This is a genomic window from Klebsiella sp. HMSC25G12 (assembly GCF_001807705.1).
Lineage (GTDB): Bacteria > Pseudomonadota > Gammaproteobacteria > Enterobacterales > Enterobacteriaceae > Klebsiella > Klebsiella variicola.
Map to the genome: position 1 here is coordinate 158700 of NZ_KV789876.1, position 16856 is coordinate 175555.

Here is a 16856-nt window from a genome sequence, read left to right on the forward strand (position 1 = left end):
AAAAAAAGCACCGCGCGTTGCGGTGCTACATTAAATCACTATGGACAGACAGGGTAAATGTACAGGAAGTGAAAAGGGGTAGCTTTGCTACCAGGGTCTGCAAAGACAGACCAATTGCAAACACAACAACACAACATCACAACCGTAAGCCAAAAGCTTGATGGAACACGCATTCCAAAAAAAGCTTCTCGTTCCGGCTCAGGAAGTGCCGCCACTATAGGTATTTGCTGGTAGAACCTCAACGGACAATTTATAATGGCTCAGATAAAAAAAACTAATAGGTTAATCATTGTTTCCTATTTGTTAAATTGAGTTAACGTCTAAGCCAGAATAACCATGTCGAAGCGATTACCACCTCTGAATGCATTACGTGTTTTTGATGCAGCCGCACGTCATCTCAGCTTCACTCGGGCAGCCGATGAGCTTTTTGTGACGCAGGCCGCAGTCAGCCATCAAATCAAGTCTCTCGAGGATTTTCTGGGCCTTAAGCTGTTCCGGCGGCGCAATCGTTCGCTGCTGTTAACGGAAGAAGGGCAGAGCTATTTTCAGGATATTAAAGAGATTTTTTCGCAACTGACGGAAGCGACGCGTAAACTGCAGGCGCGCAGCGCCAAAGGGGCATTAACGGTCAGTTTATTGCCAAGTTTTGCCATCCAGTGGCTGGTGCCGAGACTGACAAGCTTTAACTCAGCTTATCCGGGAATCGACGTCAGGATCCAGGCGGTGGACCGCCAGGAGGATAAGCTGGCGGACGATGTCGATGTGGCGATTTTTTACGGCCGCGGCAACTGGCCGGGCCTGCGTGTGGAAAAATTGTACGCCGAGTATCTGCTGCCGGTCTGTTCCCCGCTCTTGCTCACCGGCGACAAAGCATTGAAAACGCCTGCCGATCTGGCGCAACATACGCTGCTTCACGATGCGTCCCGCCGCGACTGGCAAACTTATACCCGCCAGCTTGGTCTAAGCCATATTAATGTGCAACAGGGGCCGATTTTCAGCCATAGCGCGATGGTGCTGCAGGCGGCCATTCACGGGCAGGGTGTGGCGCTGGCCAACAACGTGATGGCGCAGTCCGAAATTGAAGCCGGTCGTCTGGTGTGTCCGTTTAATGATGTTCTGGTCAGTAAGAATGCGTTTTACCTTGTTTGCCATGACAGTCAGGCAGAACTGGGTAAAATAGCCGCTTTCCGGCAATGGATCCTGGCGAAAGCGGCAAGTGAGCAAGAAAAATTCCGCTTTCGTTATGAACAATAAATACTTGTAGGGTAAAAACATGACCAGCCGTTTTATGCTGATATTCGCCGCGATTAGCGGCTTTATCTTTGTGGCTCTGGGTGCCTTTGGCGCGCATGTATTAAGTCAATCGCTCGGCGCGGCGGAGATGGCCTGGATCCATACCGGCCTGGAGTATCAGGCCTTCCATACCCTGGCGATTTTTGGTCTGGCGGTGGCGATGCAGCGTCGGATCAGTATCTGGTTCTACTGGAGCAGCGTGTTTCTGGCGTTAGGGACCGTGCTGTTCAGCGGCAGCCTCTATTGTCTGGCGCTGTCTCATTTACGTCTGTGGGCGTTCGTGACCCCGGTGGGCGGCGTAAGCTTCCTCGCCGGTTGGGTTTTAATGTTAATTGGTGCAATTCGTCTGAAACGTAAGGGCGTTGTTCATGAATAAGGTTGTCCTCTATTGTCGCCCTGGGTTTGAGAAAGAGTGCGCAGCAGAAATTACCGATAAGGCCGCCCGCCTTGAGGTGTTTGGTTTTGCCCGGGTCAAAGAAGACTCTGGTTATGTGATTTTTGAAGGTTATCAGCAAGACGACGGTGAGAAGCTGGTACGCGATCTGCCGTTCAGCTCGCTGATCTTCGCCCGCCAGATGTTCGTGGTCGGCGAACTGCTGCGCGACCTGCCGCCGGAGGATCGCATTACCCCGATCGTCGGCATGCTGCAGGGCGTGGTGGAGAAGGGTGGCGAGCTGCGTGTGGAAGTGGCGGATACCAACGAAAGCAAAGAGCTGATGAAGTTCTGCCGCAAGTTCACGGTGCCGTTACGCGCGGCGCTGCGCGAGGCGGGCGTGCTGACCAACTATGAAACGCCAAAGCGACCGGTGGTGCATGTGTTCTTTATCGCCCCCGGCTGCTGCTATACCGGCTACTCGTACAGCAACAACAACTCACCGTTCTATATGGGCATTCCGCGGCTGAAGTTTCCGTCCGATGCCCCGAGCCGTTCCACCCTCAAGCTGGAAGAGGCGTTCCACGTCTTTATTCCGGCAGACGAGTGGGACGAGCGCCTGGCGAACGGCATGTATGCCGTCGATCTCGGCGCCTGCCCGGGCGGCTGGACCTATCAGCTGGTGAAGCGCAACATGTGGGTCTCTTCGGTCGATAACGGTCCGATGGCCCAGAGCCTGATGGATACCGGCCAGGTGACCTGGCTGCGCGAAGATGGCTTCCGCTATCGTCCGAACCGCAACAACATCTCGTGGATGGTCTGCGATATGGTGGAGAAACCGGCGAAGGTGGCGGCGCTGATGGCGCAGTGGCTGGTCAACGGCTGGTGCCGGGAGACCATCTTCAACCTCAAGCTGCCGATGAAAAAGCGCTATGAAGAGGTGTCGCAGAATCTGGCCTATATTCAGGCCCAGCTGGACGAGCACGGCATCAACGCCCAGATCCAGGCGCGTCAGCTGTATCACGATCGTGAAGAGGTGACCGTTCACGTGCGTCGCCTGTGGGCCGCCGTCGGCGGACGTCGCGACGAGCGTTAATCCTTCCCCCTCAGGCCGGAGACGCGTGCGCGTCCTCCGGCCTTCCCCTTAAGGCTGCGGCGCATCCGACACAATATGCGTCACGTCATCCAGATGACCAATTCTCGCCTCGCCGGAACGGTTGAACTTGCTTTTGTCGATCAGCAGTAGCGACTGCGCCGCGCGCTTAAGCAGGATCGATTTAAAGTCGGCATTGAACGCATTGGAGTCCCATAGCGCGCCCTGCGGGTCGATGCCTTCGCAGGAAAAAATAAACAGATCGATCTCCAGCGATTTCAGCTGGGAAATCAGCGCCGGGTTCACGTAGCAGCCATATTTCCGCTGCAGAGTGCCGCCGGAGCAGGTGAGCGTGATTTGGTCGCGTTTGGCCAGCTCCTGGCAGATGGGCTGGCTGTTGGTAAAGACGTGCAGCGGGCGGTCCGGCAGCTGGCGGGCGAGATACCAGCAAGTGGAGCTGGCATCGAGGGCGATCACCATCCCTTCGTCAATCCAGGCCAGCGCTTCGCGGGCGATATCGGCTTTATGCGCGTAATGGCTTTTCAGCCGCATGTGAAAAGGGTCGCCGCTGTCCTGGCTGCGCTGATGGATCACTTTGGCCCGGCCGTGGTTGCGCAGCACTTTGCCCTGCGCCTGCAGCTCGCTCAGATCGCGGCGAATGGTTTCCCTGCTGACGTTGAGCTGTTTTGACAAGGTTTCGGTGGTCAGGCTGCTGTGGTTGATCAGGAGATCGACGATCGCCTGCTGGCGGGCTGCTTTCATTTATTCTCATCCCATCATTGATTGAGCGTCTGCATCAGGCAGACGCTCCGGCATGAGATTACGGCGTGACTCCTTTTTTTAAAAGGATATTTCCGTACTTAGCTCGCTCTCCTGTGATAACGATCGCAAAGGCTTTTTGCGCCCGGTCGTAGAAGGCAAAGCGGTCAATCCGCACGATATCCGGGCAGGGGGCCTGCGCCGAGAGCGCCTGCCGATAGCGCTGTTCCACCGTCGGGTCCAGCGCATCGCCTTCGACGGCGGCCATCATCACCAGCGGCGGCGCGTAGCTGTCTAACTCGAACAGCGGGATAATCGCCTGCAGCAGATCGCTGACCCGCAGGCCATCAGCGCGGATCACCTGTGGCCCCATGCTGTGCGCCGGGAAATGGGCATCGGAAAAAATGATTTCATCCCCATGGCCCATTTCGGCCAGCACTTTCAGCAGCTCCGGCGATATCAGCGGGGAAATGGTTTTGAGCATCTCAGGCTTCCTCTGTTAATTCAGGTTCAGTTTGCGGCCAAAAATAGCGGTAGCGGTACGCGACCTGCGCTCTGGCCTGTTCCGGCGAAGAGAACTCGCCCACGCCATACCAGCCAAACATCGCCGCGCCGGCCACCGTGGTTTCGGCATCATCGAGAACTTTGATCGGTATTCCAAGCCGGTCGGCCTTGATCTGGTTCCACAGCGCGTTGCGGCTGCCGCCGCCCACCAGCAGCAGCTCTTTCGCCCTGAAGCCGCCGATGTTTTCCAGGGTTTGCAGATGCTGCGCCAGCTGGTCGCTTAACCCCTCCAGCGCGGCGCGGTAAAAATGGCCGCGGGTGGTGTTGAGCGTGACGCCCTGCCAGCCGGCGTGCTGGCTGGCGAGCAGGTCGCACTGCATCCTGACGCCCTGGGCGCCGGGCGGGATCGCCTGCGCTTCGGCAATCAGCGTCTGCCACGGCGTATCAGCGCTCCACAACAGCTTGCGCACCCATTCGAGCACGCCGGAGGCCAGCCACTGCATTCCCGGGTTATAGCGGCCCGGCTGGCTGTCCAGCTCGCAGGTGGAGCCGCTGTAGTCGCAGAGCAGCGAAGTGTCGACCTGGGCGCTGCGCACCATCAGGATCTCCCAGGTCCCGGAGGAGAGCACCGGCTCATCCTGCCCGGCGCCGGCGCCAAACAGAGCGAACTGAGTGTCGTGCCCGGCCGAGATAACCGGGATCCCGACGGGAAGGCCCAGCAGCGCAGCGGCCTCCGGCAGCAGGGCGCCGATCGGCTGGCCTGCTTCAACCAGCCGCGGGAACAGGCGGCGCGGCAGGCCGGTCGCCTGCAGGATTGGCGCGCTGAAATCGCGCTGCCGGAGATCGAGCATCTGGCTGGTACCCGCCATGGTGAGGTCGGTGGTGAACTCCCCGGTCAGCCGGTGGTTGATCAGCGACGAAATAAACAGCCAGGCATGGGCCTGCGTCAGCAGCTGCGGGTGGTTCTCTTTCAGCCACACCAGCTTATACAGGGTGTTGAACGCAAAGGCGCCGACGCCGGCAATCTGCTGCAGCTGGTGTGCTGGCATATACTGGCTGATATTCTCCATCACCGCCGCGGTGCGCGGGCATTTCCAGCTGATGATCGGATACAGCAGGGCACCCTGCTCATCCACCAGCGCGCCATCGACGCCAAAGGTCGTGACGGTGATGCCGCGCACCGTGCAGGAGGCCAGCTGGTCATGGATCTGCCGACAGCAGTCGGCAAAGCGCTGCATAATGGCCTCCAGCGACCACTGGTGCCAGTCGCTGTTCTCCGCCGCGATGTCGCTGGCGTTCGCCGTTGCGGCGCGGGCGATAATGTTTCCCTGTCGGTCAACGGCCATCGCCCGCACGTTGGTGGCGCCGCAGTCGAGGACCAGGATAACGTCTTGCTTCATAGTGACTCCCGAAACAACTTCGCCGGATGGCGCGGCGCTTATCCGGCCTACAGACCGCGCGCATCTGTAGGCCAGGTAAGCCTGCGCCACCGGTCGAAACCAACCTGTTAACGCTTATACAGCGGCCCGTAGTTCTGGCAGGCGCGGTAGTCCTGGCCCTCGATATCCATGCCATGCGCAGCCCAGGCGGAGGGGCGGTAGATTTTCTCCGCTTCCACGTTGTGCATGCAGACAGGAATGCGCAGCATGGCGGCGAGGGTAATGAAATCCGCACCAACGTGGCCGATGGTCAGCACGCCGTGGTTGGCGCCCCAGTTGGCCATGACCGAGTAAACATCGCTGAACGGACCCTTGCCGGTCAGACGTGGGGCAAACCAGGTGGTGGGCCAGGTGGAGTTGGTGCGGGCGTCGAGCTGGTCGTGCATCGCTTTGGGCAGCGTCACGCTCCAGCCTTCGGCAATTTGCAGCACCGGCCCCAGACCTTTGATGATGTTCACCCGGGTCATGGTGAACGGCACGCCGCCTTCGGTCAGGAAGCGGGAAGAGAAGCCGCCGCCGCGGAAGTATTCGTGGATCGCCGGGCACCATTCGGTCGCCGCGAGGCAGGCATCCGCCTCGTTCTGCTCAATCTCCCAGTGAGGTTTCATCGTCGGGTTGCCCTGCGCGTCGCGCTGCTGGCAGGAGCCGTCCAGCGCCGCAGAGCCGGAGTTAATCAGGTGAATGATGCCGTGCTCCGCCCGTCCGGTGAGCGGCTGCCCGGTGACCCGCTCAACGGCGTCCGGCGACCAGTAGGTGCGCACGTCGGCAAACACCTGGGCGGTGCCGGTGAGCTGATGACCCATCAGCATGGCCACGCCGTTGAGGCTGTCGTTTTCGGTAGCGACGACAAACGGCTCGCGCACCCCGTTCCAGTCAAAAGAGCTGTTGAGTAGCGCTTCAGCGGTATCGCCATTGGGGTATTGATCGGTCCAGTGGCGCTGACCCTGGAAACCGGCGGCGATGGCGTTGTAGCCCAGCGACTCCTCCACCAGCCCTTTTTCCGCCAGTTTCGGGTTGCCCTGCATCATGTCGCGGATGCACATCGCCATCAGCAGGCTCTCTTTCAGCACCGCGCGGCTCTGCGTTTCATTGCGCTTATACTGCTCAGCGTTCTGATCTTCGCCGTAGCGGAAGTGTTTATCCGCCCACGCCAGCGCCATCTCCAGCTCGGTTTCATCATAGATTTTGTGATCGATTCGCCGGCGCAGCTCCGTCATGTCGACAGCCTGGACCTTCATGCCGAGCCAGGATTCAAAGAAATTGTGGTCGACGATGGAGCCGGCGATGCCCATTGAGACGCCGCCCAGCGACAGATAGCTTTTCCCTTTCATACTGGCGACGGCCAGGCCGGCGCGCGCGAAGCGCAACAGTTTTTCTTCGACATCCGCCGGGATCGAGGTGTCATCGGCATCCTGCACGTCATGTCCGTAGATGGAGAACGCCGGGATCCCTTTCTGGCTATGGGCCGCCAGCGCGGCGGCCAGATAGACCGCCCCCGGACGTTCGGTGCCGTTAAAGCCCCAGATGGCCTTCGGGCGCAGCGGATCCATGTCGATGGTTTCGCTGCCGTAGCACCAGCAGGGGGTGACGGTGATGGTGACGCCGACGTTCTGGCTGCTGAATTTCTCTTCACAGGCGGCCGACTCGGCCATGCCGGCGATGCAGGTATCGGCAATCACGCACTCCACCCGGGCGCCGCAGGCGTGGCGCAGTTTCTCGCTGATAAGCGCGGCGGTGGCTTTCGCCATGTTCATGGTTTGCGCTTCCAGCGACTCGCGGACCCCCATGCGACGACCATCGATTACCGGGCGGATACCGATCTTCGGTAAGCTGATTTTTTTCATTACAGATCCCTCAGGTTATGCGGATAACAGGTTTAGTTCGTCGCCGCTTGTGAACGGAAACGGGCAAAAATAAAGATGATGGCGAAGCACAGCGCCGGGACCAGTTCGGCGGTCGGGATATTGCCGGCGGCGTCGCTGACAAAGCCCATCACCGGGGTGACGATCCCGCCGCCGATAATGGTCATGACGATAAAGGACGAGCCATATTTGGTGTCCTGGCCCAGATGCTTAATCCCCAGCGAGAAGATGGTCGGGTACTGAATGGACATAAAGGCGCTGCACAGGGTCAGGGCCAGCAGACCGACGTGGCCGCCGCTGAAGGCAGAGAGCAAACAGAGCAGCATGGCGATAAACGCATAGATAGCGAGCACGTTATGCGGCGCAAAGCGGCGGATAAGCCAGGTGCCGGTGAAACGGCCAATAAAGAAGCAGACCATGGTGGCGGTCAGGTAGTTGGCGGCGAAACCGGCCGTCATGCCCGGGATCTCTTCGATAGCGTAGCGAATCAGGTAGCTCCAGCAGGCAGTTTGCGCGCCGACGTAGCAGAACTGGGCCAGCACCGCCCAGCGCCAGTGACGGATGCGCATCAGGCGCGTCAGCGAGGCGAGGAAGGTGCTCTGCGCGCTGTCGCTGTGGTCATCGCTCTGCAGGGAGGGGAAGCGGGTACAGACGATCAGCAGGGCAACCAGCAGGACGATGGCCACGATAATCATATAGGGGGTTTGTACCGACAGGACCAGGCTGTGCTTCCAGGCGCTGAGCTGTTCTGGCGTCATTTTATCCAGCACATCCTGCGGCTGATGCGGGACGTTAGACAAAATAAGACTCTGGCCAAATACCACGGCAATAATGGCGCCAAATGAGTTAAAGGTCTGGGCCAGATTAAGGCGGAAGTGACCGCCGCTTTCCGGACCGAGAACGGTCACAAACGGGTTGGCCGCCGTTTCCAGGCAGCCAAGCCCGGCGGCGATAATAAATAATCCAATCAGGAATAAAGTGTAGTTCATCACTTCGGCGGCAGGCCAGAACAGCGCGGCGCCGCAGGCATATAAAAACAGACCCGTAAGAATGCCTGCTTTATAGCTGAATTTTTTCATCAGCATCCCAGCGGGGATGGGAATAATAAAATAGCCAAAATAAAAGGCCGACTGAATTAATCCGGCCTGGAAATTAGTCAGGGTAAAGGCCTGTTGAAATTGCGGTAATAAAATATCATTCAGATTATTAGCCACCGCCCACAGAAAAAAGAGGGAGCACAGCAGAGCAAAAGGAATAATGTAGCTCTTACTCTGCCCGCTCTCCATGGCGCGGTAACTTTGCGTTGGTATCGTTGTGTTTCCCATAGCGTCCTCATCAGTTCAGAAGCATTTACAACAGCATTCAGGGCGCAGTCTGGTGCTGCAGCAGACCGCAAAATTAAGTGAGCTCAGGTGACGCGCCGGTGAGTGAAATGAAAGTCACGGCGGAACTCATGACTTCATTTTCAAATAAAAACCGCCTGTTAATATGATGATGGTCACACTTAACGATCTGCGGGCCATTTTATGTGATAATTGTCACTTTAATTTTTCAAAAACGCTGACCGTTTGAGAAAATAAATTCACAAAACCACAACGCTAATGACCGAATGAATGTATATCGTGGAAAACGGGCAAATGTTACAAAGAAATAAAATGCCCGCTTGATGAAATATTATTAAGAACGGGCATTTTAAACACTCTCTTAATGGGCATGGTTGCTTTATTCATGGCGGAATTATTGACGCGGTTCACAAAATATAGTCATGAAAATTCCCCTTTGATTATTCAGGTTGATGATGAAGACCATTATTCACCCTATCCCACGGTAGCCGACGATATTCCTGTTGCCCTGCCGTTGACGGATGATGAGTCACCACAAGAGGAACGCAATGGAAAGAAACAGACTGGCCCGGCAGATTATCGATACCTGCCTGGAAATGACCCGCCTGGGGTTAAATCAGGGGACCGCCGGCAATGTCAGCGTGCGCTATCAGGGAGGAATGTTGATCACCCCCACCGGTATCCCGTATGAAAAGCTGACGGAAGACAAGATCGTCTTTATTGATGCCGACGGCCAGCATGAGCAGGGAAAACTGCCCTCCAGCGAATGGCGTTTTCATCAGGCGGCCTACCAGACGCGGCCCGATGCCCAGGCGGTGGTCCACAATCACGCTGTCCATTGTACGGCGGTGTCGATCCTCAACCGGCCCATCCCGGCCATCCACTATATGATCGCCGCGGCCGGCGGGAATTCGATCCCCTGCGCGCCCTATGCCACCTTCGGCACCCGCGAGCTGTCTGAGCATGTCGCGGTAGCGCTGAAGCACCGCAAAGCCACGCTGCTGCAGCATCATGGCCTGATCGCCTGCGAGGCCAGCCTGGAGAAAGCGCTCTGGCTGGCGCATGAAGTGGAAGTCCTGGCCCAGCTCTACCTCAGCACGCTGGCGATTATCGACCCGGTACCGGTGCTGGATGACGAGGCGATCGCCATCGTGCTGGAGAAGTTCAAAACCTACGGATTACGTATTGAAGAGTGATGCCGCAACGCTAACAGGAGAGACGCGATGGCAAACCGAATGATCCTCAACGAAACGGCGTGGTTTGGCCGGGGGGCGATAAACGCATTAACCGATGAAGTGGCGCGGCGCGGCTATCGCAAAGCATTGATCGTCACCGACAGCACCCTCGCCCGGTGCGGCGTGGCGGCGAAAGTCACTGATAAACTGGATGCCGCCGGGCTGGCATGGGATATGTTCAGCGACGTGATCCCTAACCCGACCATTGCCGTGGTCCAGCAGGGGCTGCAGGCCTTTCAGCGCAGCGGGGCGGATTACCTGATCGCCATCGGCGGCGGTTCGCCGCAGGATACCTGTAAGGCGATCGGTATTATTCAGCGTAACCCGGAATTCGCCGATGTCCGTAGCCTCGAGGGGCTGTCGCACACCCGTCAGCCCAGCGTGCCGATCTTCGCGGTGCCGACCACCGCGGGTACCGCGGCGGAGGTGACGATTAACTATGTCATCACCGATGAAGAACAGCGGCGTAAGTTCGTCTGCGTCGATCCGCATGATATCCCGCAGGTGGCCTTTATCGATGCCGATATGATGGACGCCATGCCGCCGGCGCTGAAGGCGGCCACCGGCGTGGACGCCCTGACGCACGCTATCGAAGGGTATCTCACTCGCGGCGCCTGGGCTTTGACTGATGCGCTGCACCTCAAGGCTATCGAGATCATTGCCGGGGCGCTGCGCGGCTCAGTTGCCGGGGATGCCGGCGCGGGCGAAGCCATGGCGCTGGGCCAGTACGTCGCGGGGATGGGATTTTCCAACGTCGGGCTCGGGCTGGTGCACGGCATGGCGCATCCGCTCGGCGCTTTTTACAACACGCCGCACGGCGTGGCGAATGCCATCCTTTTGCCGCACGTGATGCGCTTTAATGCTGAGGCGACGGGGGAAAAATATCGCGATATCGCCCGGGCGATGGGCGTCAGGGTGGAAGCGTTAAGCCTGACTGCCGCGCGCCAGGCGGCAGTGGAGGCGGTCTGCCAGCTAAACCGCGATGTCGGTATTCCCGGCCATCTGCGCGAGGTGGGCGTCAGGAAAGAGGATATTCCGGCGCTGGCGCAGGCGGCGCTGGAGGATGTGTGTACCGGCGGTAACCCGCGTGAGGCGAGCCTGGCCGATATCGTCGGGTTATATCAGGCGGCCTGGTGATTGCCTGGCCCGGGTAAAGCAGGCAGTGCCGGAGGCAGTTACCCTGCACCGGCGCACCTCTTAACGATGGTTAGCGCGTCAGCCGCAGCTGCTGCAGATTGCCATCCAGCTGGAGGTCGGTCTGCAGGCGGGCCACTTCCCGGCAGGTGAAGGCCATCTCCTGATGCGCGGCCAGCTTTTTGCGCCACTTCTCCGGCACCTCGGCCAGACGGGCGTACAGCCCCTCCAGGTCCTGAAACTCGTTCAACAGCTGGGCGGCGCTTTTGGGACCAATGCCCGCCACGCCCGGCACCTTCGAGCTGCTGATCCCCGCCAGCCCCCAGTAATCCGCTAGCTGCTCCGGGGTGACGCCGAACTCGCTGGCGATAAAGGGTGCGTCCAGCCAGCGCTTCTGAAAGTAGTCGCGGATGCGGATGGTGGGCGACAGCAGCTGACAGTAGCCTTTGTCGGTGGAGACAATGGTGGCCTGATGGCCCGCCTGGGCCACCTTTACCGCCAGGGTGGCGGCGAGGTCGTCCGCTTCGCTGCCCGGCGAGGCCCAGCAGCGGATCCCCCGCTGTTCGAAGGCCGCCCGCAGCGCTGGCATCTCGGCCACCAGCGTCTCCGGCATCGGCGCGCGGCCGGCTTTGTACTCTGGCAGGCGCTGGTGGCGCCAGCCGTGGGCGCGATCCTCATCATCGAACACCGCCACCGCGTGGGTGGGCTGACTGTGGACGATCAGCTGCTCCAGCGCATGCAGGCAGGTATCGACGCAGGGCGAACCCTGCACCGCATGGATGCGGCGGATCAGATTTAACGCGTCGACGATTAACAGATGAACAGCCACAGATACCCCCTTATTCTCAGCGTCTTTAGGGTAACATCGCCATCGGATCGAGGCTATCTGCGCCTGAACAATCAGGAAGATAACGCGCAAATTTCGCTAACTGACCGCCATCTGCGGGCTGACGATACCGGGCGCGGGTTCGCCGTACCACACCGCTTCGCGCACCGGGACCGGTTTGGCGATAAGCCCGAGGGCGTAAAAGCGATCGGCGATGGTCTGCTGGGCGCGGATCACCGACAGATCCATCGGCCTTGGGCGATGGCTGCGGCGGGCGAGGGCCATGCTCAGTGACCGGGCGTCAATCCCCAGCTCTGCCGAGAGTAAGCGGGCCGCTTCGCCACGATGTGAGTCGATAAACTGCCCGGTGTGGGTCAGCTCCGTCAACAGACGGCGCATGATATCGCCATGCTGAGCGAGGTAGTCCCGTCGCGAAAGATAAAACTGATGGTTGTTGACTCGTCCTTCGCCGCTGGCGACCACCCGCAGCTCGCCGGTGTGTTCGGCGTCGCTGAGCAGCGGGTCCCACATCATCCAGGCGTCAACCGCCAGGTAGTCGCTGGCGGTCAGCGGGTATTTCGGCGGGGTATAGACCACCCGCACGTCGTTCAGACCCAGGCCAGCGTCCTCGAGGATCTGCAGCAGCAGCCAGTGGACATTTGACCCTTTATTGAGGGCGATGCGTTTACCGCGCAGATCGCTGAGCTGGCGAATGTCGCTCTCCTGCGGGACGACCATCGCCACGCTGCGCGGCGCCGGCGGCTCCCACGCCACGTACATCAGTTCGCTATTGCTGGCCTGGGCAAACACCGGCGGCGCTTCCCCGGTGGTGCCAAAGTCGATCTCGTTGCAGGCGAGGGCGTGGAGGAGCTGCGGTCCGGCAGGAAACTCACTCCACAGCACGTTGACGCCGAGGCTGGCGAAGGCGGTTTCCAGACTCTGACGGGCTTTCAGGATCCCGAGGCTGCCGAAGCGCTGGTAGCCAATGCGCAGTTCGCGATCGGCCCCGGCTGCGTTGGCGAACGCCCGCGGCGGCGCAGGCGGGCGGCGGCGGCTTTTGATCAGCCCGAGGTTAGCGAGCTGGGTGCGCAAGGTATGCCGACTGATCCCCAACAGCGCGGCCGCCTGGCTCTGGTTATCGTCGCAATGCGCCATGGCGTGGCGAATAAGGGCGCTGGTCACTCGCTGCCACAGCGGCTCGCCGGGAAGCGCCAGCTGGTGGCGAATAAAGTCGTCCAGTTCATGATCGCTCGCCGGCGCCGGGGCGTCGTTGAGCGTCGCCAGGCGCAGCTGGGCAGGACTGATCTCCTCTTCTTTACTGAGGAGCACCGCGTTGTGCAGGGTGTTTTCCAGCTCGCGAATATTGCCCGGCCACGAATAGTCCATCAGCCGGGCCAGTGATTCCGGCGCCAGACGCAGGGTTGGCCGCCCGAGGCGCCGGGCGTAGAGTGATAAAAAGTGGTGCGCCAGCAGCGGGATATCCTGCCGACGCTGGCGCAGCGGCGGCAGCGGCACCACCGCGATATTCAGTCGATAGTAGAGATCCTCGCGAAAGCGGCGCTCGCGGATCGCCTGGGCCAGGTCGACGTGGGTGGCGGCAATCACCCGGACATTCACTTTAATCGCTTTGCGTGAGCCGACGCGGGTAATTTCACGCTCCTGCAGGACTCGCAGCAGCTTGACCTGCAGCGGCAGGCTTAATTCGCCGATCTCGTCCAACAGCAGCGTCCCCCCTTCCGCGGCTTCAAACCAGCCGGGCTGTCCCTGCTGCGCGCCGGTGAAGGCGCCTTTCTCATGGCCGAACAGTTCGGCTTCGGCGAGGCTCTCGGTCAGCGCGCCGCAGTTGACCGCCAGAAACGGCTGCTGGCGACGGGCGCTGTGATGATGGAGATAGCGGGCCACCACCTCCTTGCCGGTGCCGGTTTCGCCCACGATCAGCACGGTCGCCTCCGTTGGCGCGAGCTTGTCCAGCAGGCTCTGGAAGGCCTTCGACGCCGGGTCGATCAGCGCGGGAGCGGTGGAAGGGGATTCTGGGTTCAGCATAGCGGGCCTCCGATCGTTGACGCTCTGAACTTATCCTGCGGCGGCCGCAGAAACCAGAGGGGGAAGGCCCGCGGCTGTTGCAAATGCGCCAGCGGATGCGCGGCGGCTGCGCGATTTGCAACAGCGCGGCGCGGAGAAGCCGTTTTCAGTGCATTGATTTTAAAAGATTAATTTTTTATTCACCATTGGCATGATTATCGCTAACACTCATATAACCAAATTAAAACATCTCTTCGATAAATATCGGATATGGTTATATAGGAAATAGATAATGACGCAGCAAGCTCCCGACAAGATCAATGTCTTCTGGTTCTTACCTACCCATGGCGATGGCCGTTATCTGGGTACCACCGAGGGTGGACGCCCGGTCGATTTACCTTATCTGCAGCAGGTGGCGTTGGCGGCCGACAGTCTGGGCTACTACGGCGTGCTGATCCCCACCGGTAAAAGCTGTGAAGATTCGTGGCTGGTGGCCTCGGCGCTGGCGCCGTTGACCCGCCGTCTGCGCTATCTGGTGGCGGTCAGGCCGGGCCTGCAGCCGCCAACCCTGGCGGCGCGGATGGCGGCCACCCTCGACCGTTTATCGGAAGGTCGGCTGCTGATCAACGTCGTTACCGGCGGCGACCCGGTGGAAAACAAAGGCGACGGTATCTTCCTCAGCCACAGCGAGCGCTATCAGGTGACCCGCGAATTTCTTGATGTTTACACCCGCCTGCTGCGCGGGGAAAAAGTGGACTATCACGGCGAGCATATTCACGTGGAAGGCGCTGAAGTGCTGTTCCCGCCGGTACAGGAGAATGGCCCGCCGCTCTATTTCGGCGGCTCTTCTGATGCGGCCATTGATGTGGCGGCCGAGCAGATCGACAGCTATCTGACGTGGGGCGAACCCCCGGAACTGGTGGCGGAGAAGCTGGCGGTGGTGCGCGAGCGCGCCGCGGCCCGCGGACGCACCCTGCAGTACGGCATTCGTCTGCACGTCATTGTGCGCGAAACGGAAGAAGAGGCATGGGCCGCCGCCGACCGGCTGATCGCCCATCTTGACGACGATACCATTGCCCAGGCGCAAAAGATCTTCGCCCGCATGGACTCGGCCGGCCAGGCGCGGATGAGCGCCCTGCATCAGGGGTCGCGCGATAATCTGCGCATTGCGCCCAATCTGTGGGCCGGCGTCGGACTGGTGCGCGGCGGCGCGGGTACCGCGCTGGTGGGTAATCCGCAGCAGGTAGCGGAACGCATCCGCGAATATCAGGCGCTCGGCATCAGCAACTTTATCTTCTCCGGCTACCCACATCTGGAAGAAGCGCACCGCTTTGCTGAGCTGGTGATGCCTCTGTTGCCGCTGGAAAACGCGGCCTCGTCGAAGGCGCGTAGCGTGAACACCGGTCCGTTTGGCGAAACCATCGGCGGCGATAAGCGCCCGGTGCGCCAGGTCAGCGCCAGCTGATGGCCCGGAGCGCGACCATGAGACAGCATACCGGAGGAGGGCTGCGATGAGTGCAGAACCGCATATCGTGATTATCGGCGGCGGCTTTAGCGGCGCGGCGGTGGCGATTGAGCTGCTGCGCCTGGCGCCGAACGGGGTGCGCGTGACGCTGCTGGAGCCGCGCCAGTCCCCCGGGGCAGGGGTGGCCTACTCCACTGCGGAGCCGACGCACCGGATTAACGTCCCGGCCGCTCGCATGCAGCTGGCCGGCGACGAAGAGGGCGCCTTCGATCATTGGTACCGCCATCAGCCTGCCTTTGCCGTCGATGTGCAGGCGCTGCGCCCGGACGGTTCCGTCTACCCTCAGCGCGGCCAGTTTGGTCGTTATGTGGCGCAGCGTTTTGCCGACGCCGTGGCGTCCAGCGGCGGACGGCTTCGCCACCTGCGCGATCGGGCGCTCGCTTTTCATCAGGGGACGGTGACCACCGACGGCGGCCTGCAGCTTAAGGCCGATCTGCTGGTGCTGGCGATCAGTCATCCACCGCCTTCTCTGCCGCCGCAGGCCGAAGCCTGGCGTCATCATCCGGCGCTGATTGCCAACCCGTGGCAGCCCGGCGCGCTCGATGCCATCGCCCCGCACGCCCGGGTGGCGGTGATGGGCACCGGATTAACCATGGCCGATACGGTCGCGACGCTGGACCGGCTGGGCCACCGCGGCAGTATCATCGCCTTTTCGCGCCATGGCCTGCTGTCGCGCGGCAACCTTAGCGGCACAGGGACAACCTGGCCCGGCGACTATCAGCAGGGCAGCCTGCGTCAGCGCCTGCGCCAGATCCGCCTCGACGTCGCGTATGCGGCGCAGCAGGGCCTGAGCTGGCAGGTGGTGCTGGATGCGGTTCGTCAACAGGGGCAGCGGATCTGGCAGGCGCTCAGCGTCGCCGATCGCCAGCGTTTTCTGCGCCATCTGCGCCATTACTGGGATGTCCACCGCTACCGCGTGGCGCCGCAGGTCGCCGAGGTGCTGGAGGCGCGCCAGCGCACGGGCAGTCTGCAGGTGCAGGCGGCCAGGCTACTGTCGATAAGCGGTGAAGGCGAAACGCTGCGACTGACGCTGGCGCGGCGCGGCGGCGGCGGTGTGCAAACGCTGAGCGTCGATCACCTGATCCTGACGACCGGACCCGCACACCGCGCCCTGACCGACAGCCAGCCATTTTTACAGGACCTCGCCCGCCGCGGCCTGATTCGCGCCGATGCCCTCGGCATGGGCCTGGAGGTGGACAGCCGTTCCCGGGCAGTGGCTGAGCCGCACGTTGAGGCGCCGCCGGTGCTGGTGGCCGGTCCGGCCGCCCGCGGGCGTTTTGGCGAACTGATGGGCCTGCCGCAGGTAGCCGACCATGCCGCCGACGTGGCGGCGCAAGCGTTACTCACGCTCGGGATCCCGCTGGACTCCCGATGTCCTGCGTACTGAATACCTCCCTTTATTTTCCCTGATTCATTTTGCCGCGTGCGCCCCGGCGACGGGCCGCGCT

15 protein-coding genes are annotated in these 16856 nt (G+C 60.7%); 8 read left to right on the top strand and 7 right to left on the bottom strand.

Annotated features, from left to right (window positions below; translation table 11 throughout):
- Positions 1-336: 336 nt before the first annotated feature.
- From gcvA to rlmM, 3 genes are read left to right on the top strand one after another with little or no spacing between them, the layout of a single operon-like run.
- The gene (gene gcvA, locus HMPREF3096_RS11420) at positions 337-1254 is read left to right on the top strand and encodes a glycine cleavage system transcriptional regulator GcvA (RefSeq protein WP_002915545.1); all 918 of its coding nucleotides are present in this window, start codon (positions 337-339) and stop codon (positions 1252-1254) included.
- Between the two features lie 19 nt (positions 1255-1273).
- Complete coding sequence (locus tag HMPREF3096_RS11425) at positions 1274-1669, top strand: DUF423 domain-containing protein (protein WP_002915543.1); 396 nt, start codon at positions 1274-1276, stop codon at positions 1667-1669.
- Positions 1662-2762: a 23S rRNA (cytidine(2498)-2'-O)-methyltransferase RlmM gene (rlmM, locus tag HMPREF3096_RS11430; RefSeq protein ID WP_008806275.1), complete on the top strand. Its 1101-nt coding sequence runs from the start codon at positions 1662-1664 to the stop codon at positions 2760-2762. The genes HMPREF3096_RS11425 and rlmM overlap by 8 nt, the downstream gene beginning before the upstream one ends.
- Before the next feature lie 48 nt (positions 2763-2810).
- On the opposite strand, the gene fucR is transcribed toward rlmM, so the two are convergent.
- The 5 genes from fucR to fucP form a co-directional block, all read right to left on the bottom strand.
- Positions 2811-3521 carry an L-fucose operon activator gene (gene fucR / locus HMPREF3096_RS11435; RefSeq protein ID WP_012540709.1) on the bottom strand — a complete coding sequence of 237 codons (711 nt, stop codon included), beginning with the start codon at positions 3519-3521 and terminating at the stop codon, positions 2811-2813.
- 58 nt (positions 3522-3579) lie between these two features.
- The gene (fucU, locus tag HMPREF3096_RS11440; RefSeq protein ID WP_008806274.1) at positions 3580-4002 is read right to left on the bottom strand and encodes an L-fucose mutarotase; all 423 of its coding nucleotides are present in this window, start codon (positions 4000-4002) and stop codon (positions 3580-3582) included.
- 1 nt (position 4003) lies between these two features.
- On the bottom strand, positions 4004-5422 hold the full coding sequence (gene fucK / locus HMPREF3096_RS11445) for an L-fuculokinase (protein WP_008806273.1): 1419 nt from the start codon (positions 5420-5422) through the stop codon (positions 4004-4006).
- Between the two features lie 107 nt (positions 5423-5529).
- Positions 5530-7305 carry an L-fucose isomerase gene (gene fucI / locus HMPREF3096_RS11450; RefSeq protein ID WP_032731176.1) on the bottom strand — a complete coding sequence of 592 codons (1776 nt, stop codon included), beginning with the start codon at positions 7303-7305 and terminating at the stop codon, positions 5530-5532.
- A 32-nt stretch (positions 7306-7337) separates the two neighbouring features.
- On the bottom strand, positions 7338-8648 hold the full coding sequence (gene fucP, locus HMPREF3096_RS11455; RefSeq protein WP_008806271.1) for an L-fucose:H+ symporter permease: 1311 nt from the start codon (positions 8646-8648) through the stop codon (positions 7338-7340).
- A 566-nt stretch (positions 8649-9214) separates the two neighbouring features.
- Here fucP and fucA point away from each other — a divergent pair.
- Positions 9215-9862, top strand: a complete 648-nt coding sequence (fucA, locus tag HMPREF3096_RS11460) for an L-fuculose-phosphate aldolase (RefSeq protein WP_008806270.1) — start codon at positions 9215-9217, stop codon at positions 9860-9862.
- Positions 9863-9889: 27 nt separating this feature from the next.
- Entirely contained in the window at positions 9890-11038 is a 1149-nt protein-coding gene (fucO, locus tag HMPREF3096_RS11465; protein ID WP_032731175.1) for a lactaldehyde reductase, read from the top strand.
- Between the two features lie 70 nt (positions 11039-11108).
- On the opposite strand, the gene xni is transcribed toward fucO, so the two are convergent.
- Together xni and HMPREF3096_RS11475 are read right to left on the bottom strand one after the other, a co-directional pair.
- Complete coding sequence (xni, locus tag HMPREF3096_RS11470) at positions 11109-11864, bottom strand: flap endonuclease Xni (protein ID WP_004142871.1); 756 nt, start codon at positions 11862-11864, stop codon at positions 11109-11111.
- Positions 11865-11960: 96 nt separating this feature from the next.
- Positions 11961-13904 carry a sigma-54-dependent Fis family transcriptional regulator gene (locus tag HMPREF3096_RS11475; protein WP_032731174.1) on the bottom strand — a complete coding sequence of 648 codons (1944 nt, stop codon included), beginning with the start codon at positions 13902-13904 and terminating at the stop codon, positions 11961-11963.
- 77 nt (positions 13905-13981) lie between these two features.
- On the opposite strand from HMPREF3096_RS11475, the gene HMPREF3096_RS30885 reads away from it, so the two are divergent.
- The 3 genes from HMPREF3096_RS30885 (at position 13982) to HMPREF3096_RS11485 (ending at position 16795) form a co-directional block, all read left to right on the top strand.
- Complete coding sequence (locus HMPREF3096_RS30885) at positions 13982-14098, top strand: hypothetical protein (protein ID WP_004219275.1); 117 nt, start codon at positions 13982-13984, stop codon at positions 14096-14098.
- Positions 14099-14175: 77 nt separating this feature from the next.
- Complete coding sequence (ssuD, locus tag HMPREF3096_RS11480) at positions 14176-15348, top strand: FMNH2-dependent alkanesulfonate monooxygenase (RefSeq protein WP_022065017.1); 1173 nt, start codon at positions 14176-14178, stop codon at positions 15346-15348.
- A gap of 46 nt (positions 15349-15394) precedes the next feature.
- Positions 15395-16795, top strand: a complete 1401-nt coding sequence (locus HMPREF3096_RS11485) for an FAD/NAD(P)-binding protein (protein ID WP_032731173.1) — start codon at positions 15395-15397, stop codon at positions 16793-16795.
- The last annotated feature ends 61 nt before the right edge of the window (positions 16796-16856 follow it).